Source organism: Methylotuvimicrobium alcaliphilum 20Z (assembly GCF_000968535.2).
GTDB lineage: Bacteria > Pseudomonadota > Gammaproteobacteria > Methylococcales > Methylomonadaceae > Methylotuvimicrobium > Methylotuvimicrobium alcaliphilum.
The window spans coordinates 4258258-4284992 of sequence record NC_016112.1 but is presented as its reverse complement, the minus strand read 5'-3'; the positions used below and the strand labels follow the sequence as shown (position 1 = coordinate 4284992).

Here is a 26735-nt window from a genome sequence, read left to right as displayed (position 1 = left end):
CCGTGGGGATGAACCGCGGTTGTTGGAGCGGTTGGAGTATTTGCAGAAGCGTTCCCCACGCCCGTGGGGATGAACCGTCATCCCGGCAAATCCGGCCGCACAAGAGGAAGCGTTCCCCACGCCCGTGGGGATGAACCGCGTTGGCGGACGCGGTCGAGGACACTAGCAAGGCGTTCCCCACGCCCGTGGGGATGAACCGCTTGATACCAGTCTTGGGATTCGACCGCTGAGGCGTTCCCCACGCCCGTGGGGATGAACCGTGGCTTTGAGTCTAGGTTATGCCCGTAGCCAAGCGTTCCCCACGCCCGTGGGGATGAACCGTCCGGCTGCGGTCGTGCGATCGGTTCTGGACGGCGTTCCCCACGCCCGTGGGGATGAACCGTTCTTTTCGGTTTTCAGCTTCTGTTTTTAGCAGCGTTCCCCACGCCCGTGGGGATGAACCGTATTTCACGGACGCGGGCCATTTCTATTATTAAGCGTTCCCCACGCCCGTGGGGATGAACCGCGATCGTGCGTTTTTGTTTTCCGCGCGCTGGCGCGTTCCCCACGCCCGTGGGGATGAACCGCAGGTTATTTCCAGGGCTACGACTGAGTTAGTGCGTTCCCCCCCCCCCGTGGGGATGAACCGCTCGTCGGCACCCAAATGATCAGACGCAACTTGCGTTCCCCACGCCCGTGGGGATGAACCGTCCCGATCAAATTGCCGAAATCAGTATTAGTGGCGTTCCCCACGCCCGTGGGGATGAACCGGACCCAACGCCTTTCATTCGAGCACCTCGCGTGCGTTCCCCACGCCCGTGGGGATGAACCGGGAAAAGGGGCCTTGTTCGTTCGCGAACATGACGCGTTCCCCACGCCCGTGGGGATGAACCGCCAGGATGACGAGAGCGCGAAAGCGGCTGCAGGCGTTCCCCACGCCCGTGGGGATGAACCGGTGCTACAGCGCGCGTCCGAAGAAGCCAACAAGCGTTCCCCACGCCCGTGGGGATGAACCGTCGGCGACCGAAATCCAGCCGGGACTAGCTATGCGTTCCCCACGCCCGTGGGGATGAACCGTAATACTAAGACAAGCCTAAGCCTCAAAATCGGCGTTCCCCACGCCCGTGGGGATGAACCAGAAGCGCAGCGCACGCACCAAAACAACCTGGCGCGTTCCCCACGCCCGTGGGGATGAACCGCAATTTCAGCATCAAGACAGAAACAAAGACCAAGCGATCCCCACACCTGTGGGGATATATTACTTGCCTGTTCTGTACCGGTAAATGTCAACGTAGTTGTCGCATGTGTTATTGAGACTTTATCAAATCTATGGCTAAAATGCTGATTTGATTATGACAAGGTACGCGACTTATGGCATTACCGAGAACTTTGGGACTGGGTAGCCCATTATTGAATTTACCTCGAAGCTTTAAACCCATTTCTTCCCCAACTGAGCAACCGGTTTTCAGGCTTTCTCTTCGGCAACAGATGTTTTCTCTGGGGCTTTTATTTACGCTCAGTTTATTGGCTGCACTGGCTATGGCGGCTTATTTTTATCCGAGCATTGCGAGCAATGACAAAGTAGTCGCGAACATCGTTCGTAATATCGGCTTCGGCGGCGGCGTTTTCGGCTTTAGTTTGGTATTACTGACCGCTTTTTATCGGCACTGGGCGTCTGTAACCGCGCCGTTATATGCCTTAGCGGGCGGGGTGTTCATGAGCGGATTGGCGCTTTCACTTGAACAACGCTTTCCTGGCATTGCCGTACAGTCTTTGGTTGTGACATTCAGCATCGCTTTGGTAATGTATGCGTTGTATGCGACCGGTGTGATTAAAGTAACGCGAAAACTTTTTGTGCTGATTTACGCCGCGACGGCTACTATCGCGCTGGTTTATTTGGTGGGATTTACCGCATTGCTTGCCGGTGTGCCCTTGCCTTTTTTGCATGGTGCCGGTGTGGGTGGGATGCTTTGGTTTGGCTTTATCGTCGTGACCGCATCGTTAAATTTACTAGTCGATTTTCGTCGTATAGACAATGCTATACAACGCGCTCAACCTTCGTGGATGCGCTGGTACTTGGGACTGGGCATGCTAGTGACCTTAGTGTGGATGTACATTTCGGTTCTGAGGCTGATTGCAAATGCTAGACGATGAGGGATAAACGGGAAATGTGACAACAGGCTCTCGTCGGCCCGTGTTCGATTGCCTATTATTGTCCCTACATTTTAAAAACAGGGAAGTAATTTTTTACCAAATCCTTAGTTGTTTTTCTCGAAGCATTCTCCTGTAAGCTTCTTCCAGGTTTGCAATAAAATTCATTTCATTCCTAATCGGTGAATCTTCAAGCATCGAACGTAGCTCTTTTTTATAATGCGCGATGCGTTCTTTATCGTTCGCCAAATGTACCGCCTTTAAGAAATAGTCTTCTTCATCCATTGCGACTAATTCATTTGCGCCTATTGCGCTTAATATGGATTGCGAGACTCTTGCGACATGTGACTTACCGTCTAAAGCAATGACCGGCACACCCATAAAAATAGCCTGCATCGTTGTTGTGGTGCCGTTGTAAGGAAAAGTATCAAGTGCAATATCCAGTTCGTTATACAGCAATAAGTGCTCTGATCTTTTTGGCGAGAATCCGTACAATACTAGTCTGTCTATCTGTTCTAAACCGGCAGAGGCAAAACGTTTCTTGATACGATTCTGTTCAACTTTCTTTTCAAAACCTCTCCCCTTCAGCACAAATTTGGAATCAGGAACGGCCTGTAAGATTTGTACCCATAAAGCAATCGTTCTATCTGTGATTTTTGAAATTTTATTGAACGTACCGAAGGTCACAAAACTTTTTGATTGACACGGCGCATCATTTATTTTCAAATTTTCAGGGGGCAGACGAAAGCATAAAAAACAATCTGGCAAGCGATACAGTTTTTCTGAATGCCACTCGTCTGAGACATTTTGAGGGTCGCTGATCGAGTCAACAAGGCGATAATCCATTGTTTTTAAACCTGTTGTGCCGGGATACCCTAAATAAGTCACTTGGACGGGGGCAGCCCGTAAAGCAAATACATCTAACCGATTACCGCTGGTCAGGCCTGCCACGTCGATTAAAATATCGATAGCGTCCTGTTGAATTTGATCGAACAACTGTACTGTAGACATGTGTCGAATATCGATCCATCGATCGGCGGCCAGTTTAAATTGATGAGTCACACCATCTTCTTGATTAATATTGGCATAACAGAATATTTCAAAAATGTCCTTATTGTGATTTTGAATAATAGGCAACAAAAAATAAGCCACCGGATGAGCATTAAAATCCGGAGACACATAGCCGATTCTAATTTTTAAATGTTTACTGCGTGGCTTAAGCGAAAGTTTATATTTTAAAACGTAGTGATTTGTATATGCTTCGGCCCATTTTTTATGCTCTAGGGCAACTAACGAAGGAGGCTCGTCACTGTAATTTAAGGTATTGATTAAACGTTGATGCGTATTTAAATCGTATTTGATTTGCAATCCTTCTCGATATACTGAAATAGCTTCATCGACCTTGCCAAGCAGACGCAAGCAATTGCCTAGCACGCGAAAAACACGCGAGTCATCCGTGTTCATGCTCTTTGCTTCTTTCAAAAAAGCAGCGGCTTCGTCATAGTTACCTTGCTCAAATGCAGCAACTCCCTGCGCAAACACATTTTTAAATGAATCCGACATTTTCTGTTTCCTACCTGATTGCCTTGTTTAGTCCCCTAATTTTTCGATATTCAACACAATGCCGATTCCGAAGAGGGTGCGGTTGCTCGACCGACAGGCGTCGGCGGCAGGGAGCCGCCGTCGAGCCTACATGGATGTATTCACGGCGTCCTGTCGGGCGAGTGACCGCGCCCTCTCAACCAGAGAACTTTCAATTGCCGGGACAATGGCTAGACCATCATGAACCTCGTGGTGCAATTTATAACTATCGCACATCAAATTTCGGTTTTTTTATCCCCTCATCCTAGCCTTCTCCCAGAGGGAGAAGGTATTGAAGCGTCGACATTTGATGTGCGATGGTATAAATGGGCTAAACGATTACAGTTTATTTAAGGGCTGTCATATTCAAGCTAATAGGCCGGTTTAAAAACTGCTTATTGCTCGTATCGTTGAAAATGCCGAATCTTTCGACTCTCGTAATACTTTTAAACCCGGCCTTTGTTAAATAAAACCTTAAAAAATCTTCGTTAAGGCCTACCATATGAAAATCGTATGCATTCGTTTGCCCTCCGTAGAGCATTCTCATCACATAAAACCGATCTTTAAAACTTAGGCTTTTATCGACCAGCAGGGTGGCCAATGTATCTAGATCCGGGACACTAAGATAAATTTTTCCACCGGGAAGTAAAACTCTAAACCACTCTTTCAAAACTTCTTGTAGATCGCTAATATAGCTGAAATGTTCCAAAATATGGGAAGCATAGATTGCAGAAAATGTGTTATCCGCAAAACGAGATAAATCATTGGCATTACCCACATGGTCGACATGGTCGGTTTTTACAATATTGAATATCTCCCATCCCGCTTTTCTTTTCGTGCCGCCGATATGTAGTTTGCTTGCCATTTTTGCACGCCTCCAGAACTACTGAAAATACTTCATTATTTTCTTTGCAAATCAAATTCTGCTCCGAAGTGCCTGTTCGAGAACTACAGGATATTTGCGCCAATAATGTGACCCAACAGAAAAGCACTTTGATTGTATTTGCTCTCTAAGTCGGAAATTCGACCTTACATCACGAAGTATAACCTTGAATAAAAACAAGCCGTATGCTGTACCGAGTCGACCCTAACCCATTGACGAGTTAGTTTAAAACGAAAGCTGTTTATGCTTTTTTCCGGATATAAATGCGCATATGTCGATTCCGCTGTATGTCGGGTATACATAAGGCCCTTGGCGGACGCGATCATTGCCGCCATTATTTTGTCGGCACGCTTCTGTTCCCCCAGATAGGTCGACAGATAATATGCGGCAATTAAGCCCTCGCAACGCGAACCGTCGTGATAAACATGGTCGCCATAGTAATAATAGAAGCCTCCAGCATAATCTAAATAGGGCGAGTTCTCATCTGTATAACTATGTTCGATCATGGCATTCGCATCATTAAACACAAAGTCGATATAGCTATTTTTGCGAAAACCTTCGACCTTAACCCATTCCTCGGTCGCTTGCATTAGCCAAGCATCGGCGGGTAACTCCAAAAACAATTCCTTGTATTTTACGGGCCGGATGTCCACTAAAAAATCCAGCGCTTTTTCGCTTTTTTCGGCGATTTCTTTTTTTAAATCGTCATCGATCCGATCGATCCACTGGTAGTATAGAGCCAGTCCCAATAAGGCTTCGCCCGGATAATAAAAAGAGAATAATTGTCTTTTGATATCATCGGGCGGGTCGATGATTGGCTGGCCTTGATTGAATAACGGGTGAATGTAATAACCGATCATTTCGCCGTCGTCGGCGATTCGAGACAGAATATGTCGAACGAGACCGTCGATAGTGAGTCGATAGGCTTCATCGCCGGTATGCCGGTAATAATGCATCAGCGCGACTAGTGCAACGCCCGCGCCGCCGAGTTTCGATTTTTTATTGTCGAACGGATAGCAGGCGTAGCGTCCTTGCCACTCGTGTTCTCTGAGTGTCGAAAACAGATATTGCATCGAATGGCCAGCGGCTTCGAGATAATCGTTGCGTCCGGTTAATTCATAACCGCGCAACAGCGAGATAGTTCCGCCGCAATGACGCAATATGTTGTTATACAAAGGATCGGCCATTTTGGGGTGATCGAAGTCTACTTTCGTATCTTGATAAGCGTCGTAAAAATACAAAAAACTGCCGTCATCGTTCATGTTGGCGACGAGCCAATCGATGCTTTTCAATGTACTTTCAAGCAAGGTTTCTTTGTCGAATCGAACTTTGCTAATCGGATAACCGCGATAAAGCGGTAAGATTTCTCGATCGGTATAGCTGATGAACGCAATACTTTTGATCAGGCTAGAAGATATCGGTTCGCTTCGCATCAGTTTTTCGCGAACTGAAAACCGGTTGGATTGTTTCGCGATGCCGGTTTTTTTCGCGAGGAAGCGCAGCAGTTGCGAAACGGACATGATGCTATGCACGACGGCGTCGGTCGGCATAAAGTAGCGTAATACGCCTTTAAATTCGTATTTGATGCCGGTAATGCCCGGCTCGAAACGGCTGTCGCAAAACGTCGACCCGGTTAACGATTTCAGTGGGCACGGGCGCTCTTCGGTCACCATCTCAAACAAAATCCGGCATTGATTGGCGTCTTGAACGGCAAAGTCGGAAAGAGCCGGGTTGGTTTTGAGTTTTTCAACGATACGTTGCAATGTAGCTTCGATCGTTGCTCTTCTAGCCCCCCAGCGTATCGATTTCAAACCTCGTTGAAACAGCGAAATGTAAATCTGCGAAATAGCCGGATCGAATGGCAAGTCAAGGTCAGTCGTTGAAAAAGCGCTCTCTCCGGAAATTAATGCCTGACGGATGTCATTCAATAACCGATGTTCCGCCGAAAAGTCCGTTTTGCTATGAAATGCTCGGTTTTGATCTGCCATGAGTGAGTTTTGTGCATCGAAGGGTGGTTTGATTGATTTTCTTGGACAGACTTAGAGTCTGTCGGTCCACAAAGCAGGAATGAGCCGCTCGGAGCGGCTCATTAGTTTGGGATGGTTTATCGCGTGTATTTTATTGGGCTTTTCTCTGGAGTTTATCGAAGCGATGAAAGTCGATGATGTAGCCTGTCAACTTCTTTTTAGCCGACGCGAATAAGTTAAAAGAAAGCAGGCTAACCCCAGGCTCAATAGAAACGAAATATGAGGTTCAGGCACCTGCACGCTGAATTGACTGATTGTTGTAATTCCGGCTCCGAATTGATCGTCTATGGTTTTTTGTCGAAATCCGAAAATATCGCCTGCATTGACGAAGAAGTGGGTTTGGCCGGTTTGTTCAAAAGCACCGTTGTCGTCAGTGAGTTGGAAAAACACATCATTAAGCAAGTAGCCGAATGGGTCCCATTGAGAGCCTCCAAACCACTCATCTTTATCCAATGTTTCATAAAACCATTGAAAAGATACGAAACCAGAAGCGACTGCTTCAATCGTGAAATCGACAACAATAGGAGACTCATTAGGATAGTCTAAAGGAGTTTCTCGATCTGATCCGGTTAAAGTCACAGAGCTAAACCCGTCTAAATCAATAGCGCCATTGCCACCTATGGTTTCCGTCCAATTGTTGAGGCTATAAGGACCGGTAAAGTCGGAAATCAATGCAGCTTTGGCAGGCATGATTACCATAAAAATTAATAGCATGATCAATGCCGTGCATTTGTAGAACCGATGTTGGATTATCATTTAATCTCCCATGTATGAAGTAACGAATTGGTTTACAACTAGAGAACCTATCAAGGCGTAGCCGGATTATCTGCGAGATAATTCGCAATATTCCAATTGAATGGTGCTAGTCAATAATCGCATGGACTCCGCAGGCGACCATTAACTTTTTAGAATGATCGACTACGGAATATGAGCTTACAAGGTCATTAATTATTCCGGATCCGGTTCTAGGCTATCGGGTAAATCGAAGCCGTTTTCAAATGGATTAAGCGGGTCGTCCATATCGGCGCCAGAAGTTCTAGGGTCGTTATCGCTCATGAACAAATCGTCTCCATCATCTAACAGGTCTTCGAGACTTAAAGTCTTGCCGCTGTTGCCTTGATCGAAGTTATTGCTGTTTTCTGCATTATTGTTGTCTTCGGAATTGCCCGGAGCATCTTGGTCGCCGTTACCATGACCGTTGTTGCCTTGCCTATTGCCGCCGCTGTTGCCTTGGCCGGAGTTGTCGCTGTTTTCAGCATTATTGTTGTCTCCGGAATTGGCAGGAGCATCTTGATCGCCATTGCCGTGACCATTGTTGCCTTGCCTGTTGCCATTGTTATCCTGATCGGAATCCTCTTCATCACCATTATCAGGTTCTTCGTTGTTAATGACATTTTGAGTTTTGGCGGACTCGTCGGTTTCATCAGAAGTAGAGCCTTCTTCAGGCATTTTGCTTTCTTCATCCTGATCTGGCTCGTGGTCATCCGGGGTATGATCGGAATTATCCGGTTCTTCATTGTCAGTGGTGTCTTCACCGTCAGACAAATCTTGATCGACCTCATCAGATTGTTCATCCTCAGTCACATCTTCATCATCGGTGGACTCCTCTTTTTCTTCGGTCGAATCCTCGTCTTCTGTACTGGTGTCAATTTCTTCATCCGAAAACTCTTCTTCAAAAGAGGTTTCTTCAGCGTTGACTATATTCTCTTCATCAAATTCATAAGTAGTTATTGTCTCCGCAGACATACTCACCGCTGCATATTCTGTAATACAGCTAGAGTCAGGGTCGGCCTCAAAACCTTGATCGATAAAGTCTTGAAGTGAATAAGTACGTCCAATAACTAGACCTCCAGGATTAGTCGTCCAGCCATCGGTAGTAGTCGATTGTCCTGTTTGGTCGTAATGCCCCGGTCCGGCTTTGATGATGATATCGAGCACATTGGAGCCATTGTTGTTTTCAATGAATTCAGCCAATGATACGGCGATAGCAACATTGGTAAATTCAGGGCTACTTGGAAACTCGACTTTTATAACACCGCCGGTTCGTCCTTCCAGCTTGAAGGCAATATATGAGATTGCGTGAGGTATCTCGCAGTCATCGTCTGTATCCGTATCCGTATCGGTATCGGTGTCTGTATCCGTATCAGTGTCTGTATCCGTATCCGTATCCGTATCGGTATCAGTGTCGGTATCGGAATCCGTGTCTGTATCGGTGTCCGTATCTGTGTCGGAATCCGTATCCGTATCCGTGTCTGTGTCGGAATCCGTATCCGTATCCGTATCCGTATCGGTATCAGTATCCGTGTCGGTATCCGTATCGGTATCCGTGTCTGTGTCCGTATCTGTGTCCGTGTCCGTGTCCGTGTCTGTATCAGTATCAGTATCGGTGTCCGTATCCGTATCTGAGTCGGTATCGGTATCGGTATCGGTGTCCGTATCCGTGTCGGTATCGGTATCGGTATCCGTATCGGTATCCAAGTCCGTATCGGTATCAGTATCGGTGTCCGTATCCGTATCCGTATCGGTATCGGTGTCTGTATCGGTGTCTGTATCGGTGTCCGTGTCTGTATCAGTATCCGTATCGGTGTCAGTATCTGTGTCCGTATCCGTATCCGTGTCGGTATCGGTGTCCGTATCCGTGTCTGTATCGGTGTCCGTGTCGGTATCGGTGTCCGTGTCGGTATCCGTATCCGTGTCTGTATCGGTATCCGTGTCTGTATCGGTATCCGTGTCGGTATCCGTATCGGTATCCGTATCCGTGTCTGTATCGGTATCGGTATCCGTATCGGTATCCGTGTCGGTATCGGTATCCGTATCGGTGTCCGTATCAGTGTCGGTATCGGTGTCCGTATCGGTATCCGTATCCGTATCAGTGTCCGTATCAGTGTCCGTATCCGTATCCGTGTCAGTATCCGTATCGGTGTCCGTGTCGGTATCTGTGTCCGTATCCGTATCCGTGTCTGTATCGGTATCCGTGTCTGTGTCCGTGTCTGTATCGGTGTCCGTATCGGTATCAGTATCAGTATCAGTATCGGTATCGGTATCGGTATCGGTATCGGTGTCCGTATCGGTATCGGTGTCCGTATCCGTGTCGGTATCGGTATCGGTATCCGTATCAGTGTCTGTATCGGAATCGGTATCGGTATCGGTGTCCGTGTCTGTATCGGTATCCGTATCGGTGTCTGTATCGGTGTCTGTATCGGTGTCCGTGTCTGTATCCAAGTCCGTATCGGTGTCGGTGTCGGAATCCGTGTCCGTGTCCGTGTCTGTATCGGTATCCGTGTCGGTATCGGTATCCGTATCGGTATCTGAGTCGGTATCGGTATCTGAGTCGGTATCGGTATCGGTATCCGTGTCGGTATCGGTATCCGTATCGGTATCGGTATCCGTATCGGTATCCGTATCGGTATCCGTGTCTGTATCGGTGTCCAAGTCCGTATCCGTATCGGTATCCGTATCGGTATCCGTATCGGTATCCGTGTCTGTATCGGTGTCCAAGTCCGTATCCGTATCCGTATCTGTATCCGTATCTGTATCGGTGTCCGTATCTGTATCGGTATCCGTGTCGGTATCCGTGTCGGTGTCGGTATCGGAATCCGTATCAGTGTCCGTATCGGTATCGGTATCGGTATCAGTATCCGTGTCTGTATCGGTATCCGTGTCTGTATCGGTATCCGTGTCGGTATCGGTATCGGTATCAGTATCCGTGTCTGTATCGGTATCTGAGTCGGTATCGGTATCCGTGTCGGTATCCAAGTCCGTATCGGTGTCCGTGTCCGTGTCCGTATCGGTGTCAGTGTCAGTATCCGTATCGGTGTCTGTATCGGTATCAGTATCCGTGTCTGTATCGGTATCTGAGTCGGTATCTGAGTCGGTATCGGTATCCGTGTCGGTATCCAAGTCCGTATCGGTGTCCGTGTCCGTATCCGTATCGGTGTCTGTATCTGAGTCGGTATCGGTATCCGTGTCTGTGTCCGTATCTGTGTCTGTATCCGTATCCGTGTCGGTATCAGTATCCGTGTCTGTATCGGTATCAGTATCAGTATCGGTGTCGGAATCCGTGTCTGTGTCGGTATCCGTATCCGTGTCGGTATCCGTGTCCGTATCCGTATCGGTATCTGAGTCGGTATCGGTATCGGTATCCGTGTCGGTATCGGTATCGGTGTCCGTATCCGTGTCTGTATCGGAATGTTAATGGTCAATTAAACTGAGCCAGAAATGGCCAACAATTTTGAGCCACTTTTTCAGACTTTATTTATACCAATAAATCTGACAGAGTCCCTGAATTTTTTCCAGGGAGCGTCATGAAGGAGTGGATTGTGATCCATCAGATTAAAGCGTTATACAACGATGGCAACGGCTTATCCGAGCGTCAGATTGCCAGTCAATTGGGTATTTCCCGTAACACCGTGAGCAAATACCTGAAGCTGTCGGCTGCGGACATTAGTGCCCTGCAGGAAGAGATATCCCGTGGTAAGAAGCTGGACGATTACCGCGACTACATTATTCAGTTGCTGCAAACCTATCCGGGCTTGTCAGCGGTCAAAGTGCTGCGCAAACTGAAGGCCAAAGTGGACGATTTGGCCGTTTCCGACCGTTCGGTACGGCGTTATATACAGGCTCTCAAGCAAGAGATTAGCTTTAAGCAGGCGCGTTATTATGAGCCGGTATTGGACATGGTGCCGGGCGAACAATGCCAGGTCGATGGCGGCGAACTCCGCGATGTGATGATTGGCGGCGTGGCGACGACGGTATATTTCATAGTGTTTGTGCTATCGTATTCGCGTCTGATGCATGTTTCGATCTGTGCCAAGCCGATTGATACCGAGATGCTGATTCGCCAGCACGATGCGGCATTTCGCTATTTCGGCGGCATGCCGCAAGAGTGCGTGTACGATCAGACCAAGCTGGTGGTCATTAGCGAAGTGTTTCGCGAGTTGCGCTTGAACCAGCGCTTCCATCAGTACGCCACGGCAGCGGGCTTCACGATTCGGGCTTGTGAAGGTTATGATCCGGAAAGCAAAGGCAAGGTCGAGGCCGGGGTCAAATACGTCAAACAAAATGCCTTGTATGGCGAGACTTTTACCGACTGGGATGCTTTGAAGGCCCATATGACCGACTGGCTCGACGGGATAGCCAATCAACGGCGACACGGCACCACCGGCCAACAACCGGCGATACATTACGCGGCCAACGAGCAAGGCCATATGCGGGCTTACCTGACGCCGTCTTGTGTTGACGCTACCGCCAGCCAGGCCCGCATCACCCGCAAGGCGGATAAAACCGGCTTGATCGCCTGGCAATCCAATAAATACTCGGTACCGATGGCGTATCAATGCGCCCGTGTCGCCGTGCATGAAGCTAACGGCGTCATCCAGATCAGCGATCTCAGTACTCACAAAGTGATCGCCGAACATGCTGTGTGTCTGGAAAAGGGGCAAATTATCAAGAACCGGCATCATTACCGAGATATGTCGCTACGCATCGAAACGCTTGAAAAGGACTTGCATGAACTGCTGCCGTCTCCGGCGGTCGTGACTCAGCTATGTGCCTTGTTGAAAGCCAGCTCGCCGAAAATCTACAAAGACCAGCTGGCCGGTGCCAAGCAGGTGCTGACCGAGCAGATCAAACAGCAGGGTGCGATTCCCGAAGCGGTGCTGACGCGACTGATCGACACGCCTCGGTTAACGGCCAGCGGCCTGAAAGAACGACTGGAGGCCTGGCGGCAGTCTGTGGGACGCTCGGACGACAGCGATGCCCTATCGATGCCGCCATCAGAGCAGGCCACTGCCGCCATCAAGCAAGAATGTCCGCTGGCCCGTTATCGTGCCCTGAATGGCCACTCGGCTGGCCAAGGAGAGAGCCATGCCATCCATTGATCAGATTGCCAGGCAATACCGCAGCTTGTGCCTGACGGCCATTGCCGAGCACTTGCCGACCTTGCTTGGCCAAGCCGAGACCCATGAAAGTTCCTACCTGCAGTTTGCCGAAAGCTTGGTTGAACATGAACAGCGCCAGCGCAACGCCAAGCGCATCGAGCAAAACCGCAAACGCGCTGGCTTTCCTTTGCTCAAAAGCCTGGAAGAGTTCGATTATCGCTTTCAGACCACCATCAGTAAACGGGAAGTCAACAGTCTGCTCGACTTCGGCTTTATCGACAATCGGGACAATGTGGTCTTCATCGGACCGCCCGGGGTCGGCAAGACCCACCTGGCCATCGGCATCGGCCTGAAAGCCATTGATGCCGGTTATAAGGTCAGCTTCAACACCGCACTAGGCTTGATGGAGGTATTGGAACTGGCCGAACTCAAAGGCGAGTTGAAAAAGAAAATCAACCAACTGCTCAAATTCGATGTGCTGATCATCGACGAACTAGGATACCTGCCGATGAACAAACAAGGCATGCACAACCTGTTTCAGCTCATCAATGCGCTGTACGAATACCGCTCGGTGATCCTGACCACCAACAAGGAATTCACCAACTGGGGCGAGTTTTTTATCGATGACAACGTCGCCGTACCCATCGTCGACCGCATCATCCATCATTCACACATTTTTATGCTGGGAGGGGAAAGTTATCGACTCAAATCAAAGCTAAATCAAGCATCGTAACCCTGGAAAAGTGGCTCAATTTAAATGGCCAAAACTGGCTCAATTCTGTTGGCCATTGACACGGAATCCGTATCAGTGTCGGTATCCGTGTCGGTATCGGTATCGGTGTCCGTATCCGTGTCTGTATCGGAATCCGTATCAGTGTCGGTATCCGTGTCGGTGTCGGTATCCGTGTCGGTGTCGGTATCGGTATCCGTGTCTGTATCGGTGTCCGTATCTGTGTCGGTATCGGTATCGGTATCGGTATCGGTATCCGTGTCCGTATCGGTGTCCGTGTCTGTATCTGTATCCGTATCGGTATCCGTGTCGGTATCCGTGTCGGTATCCAAGTCCGTATCGGTGTCGGTGTCGGAATCCGTGTCCGTGTCCGTGTCTGTATCGGTATCTGAGTCGGTATCGGTATCGGTATCGGTATCCGTATCCGTATCCGTATCGGTGTCAGTATCGGTATCGGTATCGGTATCGGTATCGGTATCGGTATCGGTGTCCGTATCCGTGTCTGTATCGGAATCCGTATCAGTGTCGGTATCAGTGTCGGTATCCGTGTCGGTGTCGGTATCGGTATCCGTATCGGTATCCGTATCGGTATCGGTATCGGTATCCGTGTCCGTGTCTGTATCCGTATCGGTATCCGTGTCTGTATCGGTATCCGTGTCAGTATCCGTATCCGTATCCGTATCCGTATCGGTGTCAGTGTCAGTGTCAGTATCGGTGTCAGTATCGGTGTCGGTATCCGTGTCGGTATCCGTGTCGGTGTCGGTATCGGTATCCGTGTCTGTGTCCGTGTCCGTATCTGTGTCTGTGTCTGTGTCGGTATCCGTGTCCGTATCCGTGTCGGAATCGGTGTCAGTATCGGTATCGGTATCCGTATCGGTGTCGGTATCGGTGTCCGTATCGGTATCGGTGTCGGAATCCGTATCCGTATCTGTGTCGGTATCGGTATCCGTATCAGTGTCTGTATCGGAATCGGTATCGGTATCGGTATCGGTATCCGTATCAGTGTCCGTATCGGTGTCCGTATCGGTGTCCGTGTCGGTATCGGTATCCGTGTCGGTATCCGTGTCGGTGTCGGTGTCGGTGTCGGAATCCGTGTCCGTGTCTGTATCGGTGTCCGTATCTGTGTCGGTATCTGTGTCTGTGTCCGTATCGGTGTCCGTATCGGTATCGGTGTCCGTATCACCTTCTTCCGCTAAAAGAGGATCGAAGCTTTCATTATCTTCGGTAAATTCTTGACTTGGGCCAATAGTGCTGTATCCAGCATCAGGGTCGACTTGATCGCCTTCGTATTCAATGATGACGGTGCTACTGCCTTCGTTGCTTCCTTCCGATACCGTACCGTCTCCGGTGCCAGGCGCGCCAGCTGCAGGAGCTTCTAAGTCAACGCTTGGATCTGCGCCTTCCAATAATGCTTGTTGGATTTCGTCAACTTCTTGTTGGATAGCGTCTCTTCTATCTTCAAGTTCGCTTAGAAGATCTTCTTCCGAGTCTGCTAAAGCTTGGGAGGTTTCGAGTAAGTCATTGCCGGATTCTAATAATTCGCTGATCAGTTCATTTGTGTTATGGCCTAGTGTAATGAAAGATCCGTCATCAAAAGAGATGCCGATAGAACTATTCGCGTCGGTTTGTATCCTTTCTTCCGGCAATACGAGATCGCCGCTTTTCAAAATGCGTTCCGTTCCATCGGCACTGATGGCTTTAACGGTTCCTTCTATGACTGACACGACACCTTGAACGGCCATTATTGCTCTCCAAGCTTTTGATAATTATAGTAACCTTTCGGTCAAAGGCTATTGATTAATTTACTGACGCTTTCATTGTTCCACGGTTTTAGTTTTTTGACTATTGTACGAAAAGTACAGTGTGGTACTGTGACATAATGAACAGAGCGAAAACGCAGGAGTAGTTGCCGAGGGTTTAGGGAGGTTATTTAATATACCCGTCGTAGATCAAAATTCGGCGCCTGGTTGTCCTTTGACGGACCCCCGGTGCAGAATTTTGATCTGCGATGAGTATAATTACCGTTTTAAAAAGTTCTAATTCGATTCTTGTTTTCTATCGTTAAGCAAAACGGCTAAATGAAATCGATCGGGGATATTTAATTTATGGAAAATAGATGTCATGTGAGCTTTGACAGTTCTTTCCGAAATATCGAGCTCGGACGCGATCAATTTGTTGCTCAGACCTTTTTGAACCCGTTCGATCACTTCATGTTCGCGTGGCGTCAGGCAGTCGAGATCGACCGATGTGGAATGGGGTGGGGGTGGTGTGCTTGAATGGGCAATTTTGACCAGTTCGGCGACTACTTTCGAAACCAGGTGACGTTTCATCCAGAGATCGCCTTTTAAAATTCTCGATACGGCTATTCCTATAATTTTTGTGCCGACGTCTTCTTCGCAATACCCGGCTGCACCGGCTGTCATGAGCTCTATTTGCCGACTATCGGGCCAATTATGTCCGATCAACAAAACCCGGCCCGAATAATTTTTTATGAATTGATAAGGGGGGCGTTCTCGATCTATAAAACTTGTTTCTATGATGACCAGTTGATAGCGATTATCTATAGATTCCATTCGATCGGCGAACTCGACGACATAATTGTTGGATAGCGCTGAGCGCCATTTATTCAACGTAGTATTCGAGCTGGATATGATTAGAATCGAAGCTGTCATCGTTACGTTCTTATCGTTCTCGCATCGCGGTTGCTTTGGCACGTAAAATAGGCTTCAGTAAGTAGTCCAAAACACTTTTTTTGCCGGTTAAAATTTCGACATCGGCGGTCATGCCCGGAATGATGTCCAACAGATCCCCATGTCTTTCGAAATAAGTTTGTTTGGCGGTCAAACGAATAAGATAATAATTTTTACCGTCTTCCGGGTTGGTAATCGTATCGGCGCTGATATGATCCAAGGTTGCTTCCAAGCCGCCGTAAATCGCAAAATCGTAGGCGGTCAATTTGATAATGGCTTTTTGACCCGGATGCAAGAAGGCAATGTCGGACGGCCTGATCTCGGCTTGTATGAGCAGTTGATCTTCAAACGGTACGATTTCGATCAAATCCATGCCGGGCTGAACAACGCCTCCGATCGTGTTGATTTTGATTTGCTTGACTGTGCCCTTAACGGGGGCTCTGATCAACGTGCGGCTGACTTTGTCTTCGGTAGCGCGCATCGATTCGGCAATGCGATCGAATCCAACTTTAGCGTCATTAAGCTCCTGGATAAGAGCCGTGCGAAATTGTGTTTGATGTTCATTGATACGGCTTTTGGCTTCTTTCAGCGCAGCGCGTAAACGCGGTACCGACAGTTGCGTGGCTCTTAGTTCTCCTTGTAAGTCGTTGGCCGTTCTTTTCAAGCGTAATAATTCCACTTCGGACAACGCGCCAAAGTCGACCAGCGGCTCCGATAATTCCAGTTCCTTGGCCAGCATCGCATAGCTATCCGTCAAACGTGATATTTTCGATTCCGCCTCAACGAGTTCTTGTTCGCGTTGAGAAACTTGTTGTTGAATGGTTTCCAAGGTCGATTGATATTCTTCTTTTTTGGATTCATACAAGCGTTGAGCTTGCCGCGCTAATTCGGGGTAGTTGGTTTCGATGGTTTCGGGGATTAGCAGTGGCGTTTTATTGACCAATGCATTCAGCCTTGCGATTTGTGCTTGTAACTCGAATTGTTTGATGCGTTCCTCGCCGAAGGTTGCGGCAAAGCGAACATCATCGAGGCGCATTAACGGTTGGCCTTTTTCGACGATATCGCCCTCGCGGATAAGAATTTCAGCCAGAATTCCACCTTCGAGATTTTGAATGACTTGTAGTCTGGTGGAAGGAATTATTTTTCCGGAACCGCGCGTGATTTCGTCAAGCATCGCGAAGTTTGCCCAAGCCAATGCGACTAAGGTAAACAAAGCGGTTAGCCACAAAATGAGATGGCTGTGAAACGAGGAGCGATACAGCACACCGGCATAGATGTCGCTTATGTATCTAGCGTCTTCGTCTTTTTCGCGCGCGCTTGAATTTAAAAACACTGTTGAATCCTCTCCGATTAACTGGAAACTTTGATCTGACCTTGTTTTAAAGCGTTGAGAACCTGGTCTTTCGGGCCGTCCGCTATGATTCGTCCGTTATCCATAATGATCAAACGATCCACCAAACTTAACAAAGACGTTTTATGCGTCACCAATAATAGTGTCTTATCCCTGATATGAGGGGCCAAGCGTTTTTTGAAACCATCTTCGGTACTGTTGTCCATTGCATTGGTCGGCTCGTCCATCACGTAAATGGGTGGGGACAACAGCAGTGCGCGAGCTACGGCAATACTTTGCCGTTGCCCCCCAGACAACGAGCGCCCGCGTTCGCCGACCGGCATTTCGAAGCCTTGCGGGTGTTTGTCAACAAAATGAGTCACTCCGGCTAATTGTGCGGCTTGTAAAATCATCGTGTCGTCTGCGTATCGGGCGCCGAGCGTAATGTTGTCTTTGACGCTGCCGTGCATCAACGAAATGTCTTGAGACACGTAACCGATTTGACGGCGTAAGTCTGATGGATCGATTTGACGAATATCGGTGCCGTCTATCAGAATTGCGCCGGATTGAACCTCGTAAAACCCTAGTAACAATTTTTCGACCGTCGATTTGCCGGACCCGATTCGTCCGAGTATCGCGACATGTTCCCCGGCATCGATCTTGAATGAGACATTTTCAAGTGCCTTGATCGGTTGATTTGGATAGCTGAAAGTCACATCTTTAAATTCTATGGAGCCTTTGAATTTGGGGCGATGTAAATATTTTTTGTATTCGTCGCGCTCAACGGGTTGATTCATCAATTGTTTCAATGAATCTAACGCAGTTCGGGCGGCATCGTAACGCGTCAACAACGCGGCGAATTTTCCTATTGGATTCAAGGCATGGCGTGTCAAAATCGTACAGGCGATGAGCCCGCCTACCGTCAATTCACCCTCGATGATTAAATAGACTGCATAAATAACGACCATCAGATAGGTCATGCGCTGTAAAAAAGTGATGAGATTAGTCGCAAAAGACGAGTAAAAACGGGATTTCACGCTCAGCTTACTCATATAAGCGACGGTTTCTTCCCATTTTTTTTGCGATTGTCCTTCGGCGCTGGCGCCTTTGATGGTTTCCAAATTCGATAACGATTCGTAGAGCGTTGCTCCTTTTTGCGACGAAAATTGGGATAATTGTTGAGACAATTTTCTCAACGGCTTTTGAATGAAATACCCGCTGACTAATGCGACCGGAATGACGGTCAACGGAATGATTACCATGTCTCCCGCAAGATACCAAATGACGATCAAAAAAAGAATCGTGAAAGGCAAATCGATCAATGCGGTTAGTGTTGCCGAGGTCAAAAAGTCTCTAAATGACTCGAACTCATTGAAATTATTGGCAAACACGCCTAGTGACGTTGGCCTGGATTCCATTTTGATGCCCATGATGCGCTCGAATAAAGTAGCTGACAAGATGATTTCGGCACGTTTGCTGGCGGTGTCGATGAAGTAACTGCGTAAGCTCTTCATGATGAATTCAAAAGTATAGATAATCAGCATGCCGGTGGATAAGACCCATAAGGTCTCCAGCGCATGATTAGGCACCACTCGGTCATACACGTTCATGACGTAAAACGGCGTGGATATCGCGAAGAGGTTGATCAGAAACGAAGCCATCAAGACTTCGCTGTAAATCGGCCAGGACTTGAAAATGACATCCCAGAACCAGTGTACTGACTTGGGCGCTTGCGTTTGGTCGATGCGGCTGTCGAAAGAATGCTCTTGTTGAACGAAAAAGGCGGCTCCGGTGTAATCTTGGTTAAGTTCGTTCAGCGCGACAGTTTTTATTCCGTCTTCCGTTTCAGGAAACAGAACTTTACATTGGTTGCCATCTCTCGACAGCAGGATTATGGCTTGACCTTGCTTTAACAGCAAAATGGCGGGCAAGACCAAATTGGAAATTCGATCGAGCGGTCTGACGACAAGACCTGCCGCCAGGCCCGCTCTTTTGGCGGCTCTCGGAAATAAATCCGGAGTCAGGCGATTGCTTTCCAAGGGCAAGCCGGCCGTCAACGCATCGGCGGAGTGCGGGTTTTGCAACAATTTACATAAGACCAACAATGCATTCAGTAAAGGATCGTTAACCGACGAACTGTCGTTGTCGTTGCCGCCGGCTATTTCTATATTCCCCGCTTGTTCCGAATTCGATAGGCTCATTGTTGTTATTGTCGCTGCCAATAATTATTTACAAAGCGTTTGATTGTACTAGAATGAAAACGCTTTTGGTTACTTTTACGATAACTTATGCCCTATGCAATACGCGATAGCGCGGGAAAGATTATAGCGTTATATGACACCGAAACGGCCATTGATGCACAATGGTTGACCGATGACGAACCCGAGGTTTTGGAGTATCGACACTCTCAGTCCTTGTCGAACAAAGTCTTGCAGGAACTAGAAGAGTCCGACTTAGAGCTTATTCGGGTTTTGGAAGACGTGGTGGATCTATTGATAAAAAAACAGGTGTTTGCTATTACCGAATTACCGCCGTTTGCTCAGGAAAAACTCTCCAAACGTCAGCGACTGCGTTCGGATATGATTTCTCTTTCACCATTGATCGATACGGACGAAGGTATATTTTAGCAATACTCTCGTTTGAGAACCGCGATTGATAAGGATGTATACCCGTCGTAGATCAAAATTCGGCGCCTGGGTGTCCGCCAAAGGACGCCGTGAATACGTCCATATAGGCTCTATGCCAGCTCCATGCTGGCAAAGCCTTTGTGAGCGCCATGGATGGCGTGAATGTCGATTTTGGAGCGAAAATCGACCGGACACCCAGGCCCCTCCTCTGGCACTGCCGAAATTTGAAGTGCGAAAGGTATATTGAGCGTACGAACATTCGTTAAAATAGCTCGCTTGAACGTTAAGAGATCATCGATCTCGTAACACCCATAATTCTTCTATGATAAAAATAAAAAAAATCTTACTGACGACAATTTTTCCGATAGCGATTGCGTTAAGCGCTTGTGCAGAACAGCCAATCAGAACCTTCCGGCCGATAAAAACGATCGAGCTCGATCATTTGATTCAAAACCACGGCTATCAACAAAAAGCCGATCACGTTTATGTGCTCTTGGATAGCTCGTCTTCGATGAAAGAAGCCTATCATGGCAATGCCGATCAAGATAACGATTTTCCCGGCGATGCCAAGCCAACAAAATTTTCGGTAGCCAGAGAGCTATTGTTTCGGATAAACAACAGTATCGAAGGGCTCGACATTAATGTCGCGCTTCGACGATTTGGCTTTGGGCCTTGTTTGGACTGGCGGCTTAGCCGTTTGGATTACCCGCTCGAGCCCCATGATCATGATCGATGGCTGTCTAGCCTAGGCCAACAAGAGTGCGTAAGCGGTGGCGCGACGCTGACTAATGCGCTTGAAGAAGTCGTAGCGGATTTGTCTTCGATTTCAGGGCAAACGGCGTTATTGATCATTAGCGATGGCAACGGTTACATCACTTCTCCGGTGACGCTCGCCAAGGTTCTGAAAGCCCGTTACGGCGATTCGATTTGCATTTACACGGTATGGACAGGAAATTCGAGTGATATACCGGGGCAATCGATGTTAAATAAACTTGCGGATATAGGCGGTTGCGGTTTTTATACTACATCGAGGACCATTTACCCGGCATCCGGTTTCGATGCCTTTATTGCTTCGGTCGTTTTGCATGAAAATCAGAATGAGACCGAATAACTGTCCGTAATCTATACCTTTCGCATTTCAAATTTCGGTAGTGCCCAAGGAGGCACCGCGGTGCCTTAGATCTACGATAGGTATATTTACTCGGTAAACGAAACGGGTGCGGGATATAACATTAACGGAAAAAATAGATATGAAGAAGCCATTGTTAGGTTTTTGTTTGGCATTGAGTTTGACTGTTTTGCCAAGTCATGCCGAGTCGATGCGTCAAGCCGTACAACGAACTCTCGACGAGAATCCCGAGATTCAGGAAGCCAGATCGGTACGTTTGGCTTATGAACAAGAAATCGATCAAGCCAAGGCGAATTATTTACCCAAGATCGATGTGTCCGCCGGTTACGGTTTGGAAAGAGCGAATACGCCGTTCACGCGAGGGTTTGGCGGTACTAATCAAAGGGGAGGCGTCAATCAATTTGGCAGAACCGAATCATCGGTACAATTTCGACAAATGATCTTCGATGGGTTTGAAACGCCGCATGAAGTCGACCGGTTTACGTTCAAAACCGATGCGCAGGCGTATAGAGTTTTCGGAAGATCCGAAATCATTGGTCTTCAAGCTGCTCAAACCTATATCGAAATGCTACGAAATCGAGACTTATTGGATTTGGCGCAGGAAAACCTCGATACTCATCGCAGTATTTTTAGTCAAATCAGGCTGCGGACCGAGCGCGGGGTCGGCCGTAGATCGGACCTAGATCAAGCAACCGGCCGTCTTGCCAACGCAGAATCGAATTTTCTCGCTCAACAAGGTAATTTGCAAGATGCCGAGACTGGCTATTATCGCGTCATAGGCGTATTACCTAAAACATTGGAAGAAGCACCCAGCCCATCGAAGGAAAACGGCGACATCCCGTCGAACCTCGATGACGCGATCGAATTGGCTTTGGCGAATCATCCTACGCTAAAAGAAGCTGAGTCGGATATCAAAGAATCGAAAGCGCAGCATGAGACCGCGTCGGCGCCGTTTTATCCTCGGGTCGATTTTGAAGTGAGTTATGATAACAATGACGACACAGGTGGTATTCGCGGCGTCAATGAAGACTTAACGGCTATGGTTCGCGTGCGATACAACTTATTTAATGGCGGGCGAGACATCGCCAGACGCCGCCAAACCGCTCACGAAATCGCTCAAGCCAAAAACATAAGAGACAATACCTATAGACAGGTTATGGAAAGTGTTAGGCTGGCCTGGGTCGCTTATCAAACGCTCAACAACCAAATGGCTTTTTTTGAATCGCATCGAACTTCCAGCATCAAGACGCTGGAGGCTTACAAGCGTCAATTCAATATCGGTCAGCGCACGCTTTTAGATTTGCTGGATACGACGAACGAGGTCTATATGGCCAGCATAGCCTATACCGATGCCATGTATAACGAACTTGCGGCGCGTTATCGCATTTTGGCCGGCATGGGGAAATTGAACCGGTTTTTGGGAACGGACTTGCCGGAAGAGATCAAACCAATCACCGAAGAACAACAGGCGGATGCCCGTTTTTTCAATTGAGAGGAGCGTACTGAAAAGACGCCTTACAGGCTGCCCTGTAGCAGCCTGTTCGTGAGATCGGTCCAAAGACTCAAACGATCGGATCCGCCGACACGTTGGCCGCTGCCTCGCGCTTTGGCCAACCACAACCCCGAACCGTTGAAACTATAAACCGGTATCAGATCGCCGCGTTCGGTTGCCGGCTTGATTTGAGGGATGAGATTATCTAAAACTAGCGGCACTGAGCGTGGCGTCTCGAAATATGTCAGAACCATATGTGCTTGTCCCAACTCAACGGCTTTGACATAGGTGATGCGTAATTTGTCATCGGGGACTCCCAGTATTTTTAGCGTAAAGTATTTGGCGATGGCGTAGTCCTCACAGTCTCCAGCGCCTTGAGCCAAAAACTCGACCGGTGTCGCCCAATAGTCTTCCACGCCCCACAAAAGAATATCATCGACAAAGTCAATTTTTTGATTGAAAAAATCATTGACTTTTTTGAGTTTTTCTCGCGCCGACAATATTTTAATGTCGGGGTTTTCCAGCAATTGTTTCCAAGCTTCGACACGCTGACGCCCCGCTACACCATATTTGTTTTCGACTCGTGACAATAGCTCCGAACTGATGTCGATTTGAGCCGTTGCGAACAGACTCAGACACAAGCCGACCAACAAGCAGATCGACTTGATCAGGCGCCATTGTCGTAAAACGCTTATCGTCATGAGAATTATCGACTGGCGCCATCGACACCGAGAGCGAGGAGCGTTGCGCAGTCTTCATCGGACTGGACGTTTTCGGCAATCACCTTGATATCCAGTAACTCGGCCGCCTGCACGATAGTTTCGATAAACGCTATCTTTGCCTCGTGATCGGTTAAATCATTGCTTAATTCGCGTGTCAGACGGATAAAGTCGGGACGCAATGCTTTGGTATATTCCAACGGCATCGATTGAGGCTCGAATCGCTTGATCATGATTCCCGCGCCGAGCGTGCGAGCAAATCGGAAAAACTCGCAATAAGCGTCGAAGTCTTTGGTGACGGCATAAGCTGCAATATTGAAAATCAATTGTTTGCCGACGGGACGAGATTTGAGTTGTTCGACCAGCCAAGTTCTGAATTCGGCATTCTTGATCGTTCGGGTCGAAACATTGACGGCAATCGCGTGCTGGAGATGTTGCGCGTCGATATAGTCAAGCGCATGCCGAATAATATCGCGATCCAACGCAATGATTTTTTTGAATTTTTCAGCTATTGCGACAAACGGGCCTACCGAGATGGGATTTCCTTCGGAATCGAGTGCATGAAATGAAGCTTCTTCGATCAAAACCCGTTCGCTTGTCAGGTCTTGGATTGGATCGAGGTAAGCAATTTCATAGTCACGGTTATCGATGACGTCGAAGACCAAATTTTTCCACTCGCCGACATCTTTCGCATGACTGCTGTCCTCCTTGATGAAGTAACTGTTTGCGCCTATCAGTTGCGCTTGTTCGAAAGCTTCGTTTGCCGAAGCCAAGCTAATCGCCGGTGTTCCAAGCGGGTTTATCGAAGAAATACCGATGTGAGCAATATCGGTGTGACCGTACTTTTCGGCGATTTCGGTGAGCGACTCGATCAACGACTCAGCTAAATGCTCGGCTTGATTTCGATCTAAAGTACGCCCCAACAAAGCGAATTCCGAGCCCAATAGCCGATAGGGCGTAACCTGATGTTTTTGATAACAAGCGCTGATGTCTCGAAGAGACTGAGCGAACGTTTTCAAAAAAGCGTCGACTCGCTCGTCGCTGTATTCTTTCGTTAGTTTAGTTAGGCCGTCTATTTTAATAATGAAAACATAGGCTTCTGTGTTGTTCAGGAACAATTGTTTCATGTCCGACTCGAAACAACTTTTTTTGAGCAAGCCGGTCAAGTCGTCGTTGTGTAATTTTTTCCCTAAACCGTCCAGTTTATGATTCAGGTTGTTAATGACGCCTTCGATTTTTTTCGACATTAAGTTCATCGATAAGGCGACATTTTTAACCTCGGTTGTCCACGGGATATTTTCGATGGTTTTAAACTGTCCTTTCGCAATCGATAAGGCCAATGCATTAATATTTTTCAGCGGCGATAAAACGAAACGTAATATCAAAAATAACAATAAAACCGCGCCGACGAAAGTAATCAACGTAAACGTCATGGCGCTTTGGGCCAATTGATAGAGTTTTAGGTAACCGAATCCCGGGTTGGTCGAAACAAAAATCGTCCCGCTTAACATCCAGCCGGAGCTGATTTCGCTCGATGCGGTTGCAGTTTGCATAGGCAGCCATTCGACAAACCATTGAGGAACCTCGGTAAACACTCTGTCGTTGGTTACTTTGATCAAGGTTTTATTGTCGACGTTGACCAACTTTATCTCGCGATAATAACCCATATCGAAAATCGCGTTGATCATCGTCTCTAAAATGGGATCGCTTTCGTTAGTCATATAAGGACTGAGGGACAAGCCTAAAGACGTTGCGGTATCTTGAGCATGAACCTGGGCTTCGATTTCCAGATAACTTTTGATCTTGTTTAAACTCAACGCAAAATTGATGCTGAAAATAACCAGAAAAATCAACGAAATTAGCAAAAGCAATTGTTTAGACAATGACATATTAACGCCTTAATTGATTGATGATGAGGCCGGGCGCCTGATCATGATGCAACGAAACCAAACTCAAAACCCATCGCAGCATCGTTTCTTTTTATATAAATTGAGTACGCGCGCTACATAAGCCTGCGTTTCGGGATAGGGTGGAATGCCCTTATGTCGATCGACAGCGCCTTCCCCCGCATTATAGCCGGCCGCGGCGAGCGCCACATCGCCATCGTAACGTTTTAGCAACCACCTCAAATAACGTAAACCCGCTTTGATGTTTTGTGCGGCATCGAACGCGTCTTGGACATTGAAGCGCTCGGCCGTGGCCGGAATCAATTGCATCAAGCCCATCGCATTTTTGGGCGAGACGGCATTGGGATTGAAGTTCGATTCAATGCTGATAATCGATAGCGCCAAGCGTGGATCGATTTGATACCAAGGCGCCATCGTATAGACCAAATCGATGATCCATGTTTTTTGAGGCGGCAGTTTTTTTATCAGCTTATCAATGTCGATATCCTTGGAAAAAGAGAACGAATGCGATCGATAGCCCGATTTAGCCGGCAATTGTTTGTCGGAAAGCATGCAGCCGGGTAGTTGTAGTTTTTTCAACGGCATGGAATCGAGCATGGCTTGAGCTAATTGATGACCTTGCTGTCCGGCCGTGGCAAATAAAGCGGCAGCGTAATCACGATGAGAGCGAACGCCGGTTCCGGATGCGTACAACATGCCTAATTGATATTGGGCCTCGATGCTGCCTAGGCGCGCTGCTTTGCAAAAATTGACTGCCGCTTGCCAATAGTCGTTACGATTACGCCCATGACGCGTCAACCTAAAAGCGCGTTCCATCAATTGACGTGTTGCGGGCATCTCTAATTCGAGTATCGTTTCGAGTTCTTCATCTTGTTGAGCGAAGCTAAACGTGCCGTGAAATAATATTACGAGTAGGGCCAACAATAACGGCAATAATCGGGGGATGAAAGACATTTTGATAGAATTGCTTTCGTCAACAGACGACTTAGGTTATTGAGGAGCTGTTTCGGTACTGGGTTCTTCTAGGTAAAACTGAACGGCGTATGTGGTTTTCGTGCCGAAATCGTTCCAGACGTAGTGAGGGTTGACGATCGGGTCGGAAGGAATCGGCGCGGTGATAAGGTTGAACACGCCTGTGGCTATGCGTCCAGCCAAATGAAAAATCCCCATGCCGGTGCCGCCAATGAAACCGTAAATAATATTAGTTTCTCGAGTGGTAATATAAATGTTTTTAGGGACTTCTAGCCAACCGGTAGTGATATTTGCCAAAGCATTGCCTGATTTGGCAAAAAATTGAGTGGCATAGCTATCCTGTTCGGGCTCGGCATGAGCAAACGTCGACACACAAAGCAAAATGACAAAAACCGGCAACTTAATAGCTTTATCGATCATGATATAAACGCTCCAAAATTATTATTAAACGACGATTAATTTAGTAATTATTCACACCCCTATCGTTCCCACGCAGAGCGTCACTGCCATTAAGTTAAGGGAAACCCGTTATTCCGCCATGGACTGGCGGAATCCAGTGCCATGGATGGCAAGCTTTTGAAGCACATTCGATCCTGAATGCCAGTATTACTTATTTTGTGACGGCTTAACTTAATGGCA

Annotated in this window: 20 protein-coding genes and 2 CRISPR repeat arrays (1 of these 22 running past the window's edge); of the genes, 7 read left to right on the top strand and 13 right to left on the bottom strand. The window is 47.8% G+C overall.

Features of this window, described 5'->3' with window-relative positions:
- Positions 1-566: a CRISPR direct-repeat array (repeat unit 29 nt; unit sequence GCGTTCCCCACGCCCGTGGGGATGAACCG); it reaches 867 nt to the left of the window's first position.
- Between the two features lie 93 nt (positions 567-659).
- Positions 660-1178: direct repeats of the CRISPR family, unit length 29 nt; unit sequence GCGTTCCCCACGCCCGTGGGGATGAACCG.
- A 172-nt stretch (positions 1179-1350) separates the two neighbouring features.
- A complete protein-coding gene (locus MEALZ_RS18165; RefSeq protein WP_014150115.1) occupies positions 1351-2133 on the top strand; it encodes a Bax inhibitor-1/YccA family protein in 783 nt (260 codons plus the stop codon).
- A 93-nt stretch (positions 2134-2226) separates the two neighbouring features.
- Here the strand turns inward: MEALZ_RS18165 and MEALZ_RS18160 are convergent, their stop codons facing one another.
- From MEALZ_RS18160 to MEALZ_RS18135, 5 genes are all read right to left on the bottom strand, one after another.
- Complete coding sequence (locus MEALZ_RS18160; protein WP_014150114.1) at positions 2227-3693, bottom strand: O-linked N-acetylglucosamine transferase, SPINDLY family protein; 1467 nt, start codon at positions 3691-3693, stop codon at positions 2227-2229.
- 364 nt (positions 3694-4057) lie between these two features.
- On the bottom strand, positions 4058-4576 hold the full coding sequence (locus MEALZ_RS18155; protein ID WP_014150113.1) for a class I SAM-dependent methyltransferase: 519 nt from the start codon (positions 4574-4576) through the stop codon (positions 4058-4060).
- Positions 4577-4740: 164 nt separating this feature from the next.
- Positions 4741-6582: a glycoside hydrolase family protein gene (locus MEALZ_RS18150; protein ID WP_014150112.1), complete on the bottom strand. Its 1842-nt coding sequence runs from the start codon at positions 6580-6582 to the stop codon at positions 4741-4743.
- Between the two features lie 186 nt (positions 6583-6768).
- Positions 6769-7335 (bottom strand): hypothetical protein, encoded by a 567-nt coding sequence (locus tag MEALZ_RS18145; RefSeq protein WP_068794399.1) that lies wholly within the window; start codon positions 7333-7335, stop codon positions 6769-6771.
- 234 nt (positions 7336-7569) lie between these two features.
- Positions 7570-10521 carry a midas domain-containing protein gene (locus tag MEALZ_RS18135; protein WP_014150110.1) on the bottom strand — a complete coding sequence of 984 codons (2952 nt, stop codon included), beginning with the start codon at positions 10519-10521 and terminating at the stop codon, positions 7570-7572.
- A gap of 148 nt (positions 10522-10669) precedes the next feature.
- Between MEALZ_RS18135 and MEALZ_RS23090 the strand changes: the two genes are divergently transcribed.
- From MEALZ_RS23090 to istB, 3 genes are all read left to right on the top strand, one after another.
- Positions 10670-10816 carry a hypothetical protein gene (locus MEALZ_RS23090; protein ID WP_176564468.1) on the top strand — a complete coding sequence of 49 codons (147 nt, stop codon included), beginning with the start codon at positions 10670-10672 and terminating at the stop codon, positions 10814-10816.
- A 124-nt stretch (positions 10817-10940) separates the two neighbouring features.
- Positions 10941-12500, top strand: coding sequence for an IS21 family transposase (gene istA / locus MEALZ_RS18130; RefSeq protein WP_014150109.1), 1560 nt, complete (start codon positions 10941-10943; stop codon positions 12498-12500).
- On the top strand, positions 12487-13233 hold the full coding sequence (gene istB / locus MEALZ_RS18125) for an IS21-like element helper ATPase IstB (RefSeq protein ID WP_014146713.1): 747 nt from the start codon (positions 12487-12489) through the stop codon (positions 13231-13233). Before istA ends, istB begins: the two co-directional genes overlap by 14 nt.
- A 20-nt stretch (positions 13234-13253) precedes the next feature.
- On the opposite strand, the gene MEALZ_RS18120 is transcribed toward istB, so the two are convergent.
- The 4 genes from MEALZ_RS18120 to MEALZ_RS18105 all read right to left on the bottom strand — a co-directional run bounded on the left by MEALZ_RS18120 (position 13254) and on the right by MEALZ_RS18105 (position 19451).
- Positions 13254-14972, bottom strand: a complete 1719-nt coding sequence (locus MEALZ_RS18120) for a retention module-containing protein (RefSeq protein ID WP_014150107.1) — start codon at positions 14970-14972, stop codon at positions 13254-13256.
- 294 nt (positions 14973-15266) lie between these two features.
- Complete coding sequence (locus MEALZ_RS18115; protein ID WP_014150106.1) at positions 15267-15902, bottom strand: response regulator transcription factor; 636 nt, start codon at positions 15900-15902, stop codon at positions 15267-15269.
- A gap of 10 nt (positions 15903-15912) precedes the next feature.
- On the bottom strand, positions 15913-17253 hold the full coding sequence (locus MEALZ_RS18110; RefSeq protein ID WP_014150105.1) for an HlyD family type I secretion periplasmic adaptor subunit: 1341 nt from the start codon (positions 17251-17253) through the stop codon (positions 15913-15915).
- A gap of 17 nt (positions 17254-17270) precedes the next feature.
- Positions 17271-19451: a type I secretion system permease/ATPase gene (locus tag MEALZ_RS18105; protein ID WP_014150104.1), complete on the bottom strand. Its 2181-nt coding sequence runs from the start codon at positions 19449-19451 to the stop codon at positions 17271-17273.
- Between the two features lie 87 nt (positions 19452-19538).
- Between MEALZ_RS18105 and MEALZ_RS18100 the strand changes: the two genes are divergently transcribed.
- The 3 genes from MEALZ_RS18100 (at position 19539) to MEALZ_RS18090 (ending at position 22498) form a co-directional block, all read left to right on the top strand.
- Positions 19539-19877 carry a hypothetical protein gene (locus MEALZ_RS18100; protein WP_014150103.1) on the top strand — a complete coding sequence of 113 codons (339 nt, stop codon included), beginning with the start codon at positions 19539-19541 and terminating at the stop codon, positions 19875-19877.
- Positions 19878-20199: 322 nt separating this feature from the next.
- Positions 20200-20988 (top strand): vWA domain-containing protein, encoded by a 789-nt coding sequence (locus MEALZ_RS18095; protein ID WP_014150102.1) that lies wholly within the window; start codon positions 20200-20202, stop codon positions 20986-20988.
- Positions 20989-21127: 139 nt separating this feature from the next.
- A complete protein-coding gene (locus MEALZ_RS18090; protein ID WP_014150101.1) occupies positions 21128-22498 on the top strand; it encodes a TolC family outer membrane protein in 1371 nt (456 codons plus the stop codon).
- Between the two features lie 23 nt (positions 22499-22521).
- Here the strand turns inward: MEALZ_RS18090 and MEALZ_RS18085 are convergent, their stop codons facing one another.
- From MEALZ_RS18085 to MEALZ_RS18070, 4 genes are all read right to left on the bottom strand, one after another.
- Positions 22522-23199: a transglutaminase-like cysteine peptidase gene (locus tag MEALZ_RS18085; protein WP_014150100.1), complete on the bottom strand. Its 678-nt coding sequence runs from the start codon at positions 23197-23199 to the stop codon at positions 22522-22524.
- Positions 23200-23204: 5 nt separating this feature from the next.
- Positions 23205-25106, bottom strand: a complete 1902-nt coding sequence (locus MEALZ_RS18080) for a bifunctional diguanylate cyclase/phosphodiesterase (RefSeq protein WP_014150099.1) — start codon at positions 25104-25106, stop codon at positions 23205-23207.
- A gap of 63 nt (positions 25107-25169) precedes the next feature.
- Entirely contained in the window at positions 25170-26078 is a 909-nt protein-coding gene (locus MEALZ_RS18075; protein ID WP_014150098.1) for a lytic transglycosylase domain-containing protein, read from the bottom strand.
- Positions 26079-26114: 36 nt separating this feature from the next.
- Positions 26115-26516 carry an exosortase system-associated protein, TIGR04073 family gene (locus MEALZ_RS18070; protein ID WP_014150097.1) on the bottom strand — a complete coding sequence of 134 codons (402 nt, stop codon included), beginning with the start codon at positions 26514-26516 and terminating at the stop codon, positions 26115-26117.
- Between the last annotated feature and the right edge of the window lie 219 nt (positions 26517-26735).

Coding starts and splice junctions, on each gene's coding strand:
- MEALZ_RS18165 (WP_014150115.1), top strand. CDS start 1,351: ATGGCATTACCGAGAACTTTGGGACTGGGTAGCCCATTATTGAATTTA.
- MEALZ_RS18160 (WP_014150114.1), bottom strand. CDS start 3,693: ATGTCGGATTCATTTAAAAATGTGTTTGCGCAGGGAGTTGCTGCATTT.
- MEALZ_RS18155 (WP_014150113.1), bottom strand. CDS start 4,576: ATGGCAAGCAAACTACATATCGGCGGCACGAAAAGAAAAGCGGGATGG.
- MEALZ_RS18150 (WP_014150112.1), bottom strand. CDS start 6,582: ATGGCAGATCAAAACCGAGCATTTCATAGCAAAACGGACTTTTCGGCG.
- MEALZ_RS18145 (WP_068794399.1), bottom strand. CDS start 7,335: ATGCTATTAATTTTTATGGTAATCATGCCTGCCAAAGCTGCATTGATT.
- istB (WP_014146713.1), top strand. CDS start 12,487: ATGCCATCCATTGATCAGATTGCCAGGCAATACCGCAGCTTGTGCCTG.
- MEALZ_RS18120 (WP_014150107.1), bottom strand. CDS start 14,972: ATGGCCGTTCAAGGTGTCGTGTCAGTCATAGAAGGAACCGTTAAAGCC.
- MEALZ_RS18115 (WP_014150106.1), bottom strand. CDS start 15,902: ATGACAGCTTCGATTCTAATCATATCCAGCTCGAATACTACGTTGAAT.
- MEALZ_RS18105 (WP_014150104.1), bottom strand. CDS start 19,451: ATGAGCCTATCGAATTCGGAACAAGCGGGGAATATAGAAATAGCCGGC.
- MEALZ_RS18100 (WP_014150103.1), top strand. CDS start 19,539: ATGCCCTATGCAATACGCGATAGCGCGGGAAAGATTATAGCGTTATAT.
- MEALZ_RS18095 (WP_014150102.1), top strand. CDS start 20,200: ATGATAAAAATAAAAAAAATCTTACTGACGACAATTTTTCCGATAGCG.
- MEALZ_RS18090 (WP_014150101.1), top strand. CDS start 21,128: ATGAAGAAGCCATTGTTAGGTTTTTGTTTGGCATTGAGTTTGACTGTT.
- MEALZ_RS18085 (WP_014150100.1), bottom strand. CDS start 23,199: ATGACGATAAGCGTTTTACGACAATGGCGCCTGATCAAGTCGATCTGC.
- MEALZ_RS18080 (WP_014150099.1), bottom strand. CDS start 25,106: ATGTCATTGTCTAAACAATTGCTTTTGCTAATTTCGTTGATTTTTCTG.
- MEALZ_RS18075 (WP_014150098.1), bottom strand. CDS start 26,078: ATGTCTTTCATCCCCCGATTATTGCCGTTATTGTTGGCCCTACTCGTA.
- MEALZ_RS18070 (WP_014150097.1), bottom strand. CDS start 26,516: ATGATCGATAAAGCTATTAAGTTGCCGGTTTTTGTCATTTTGCTTTGT.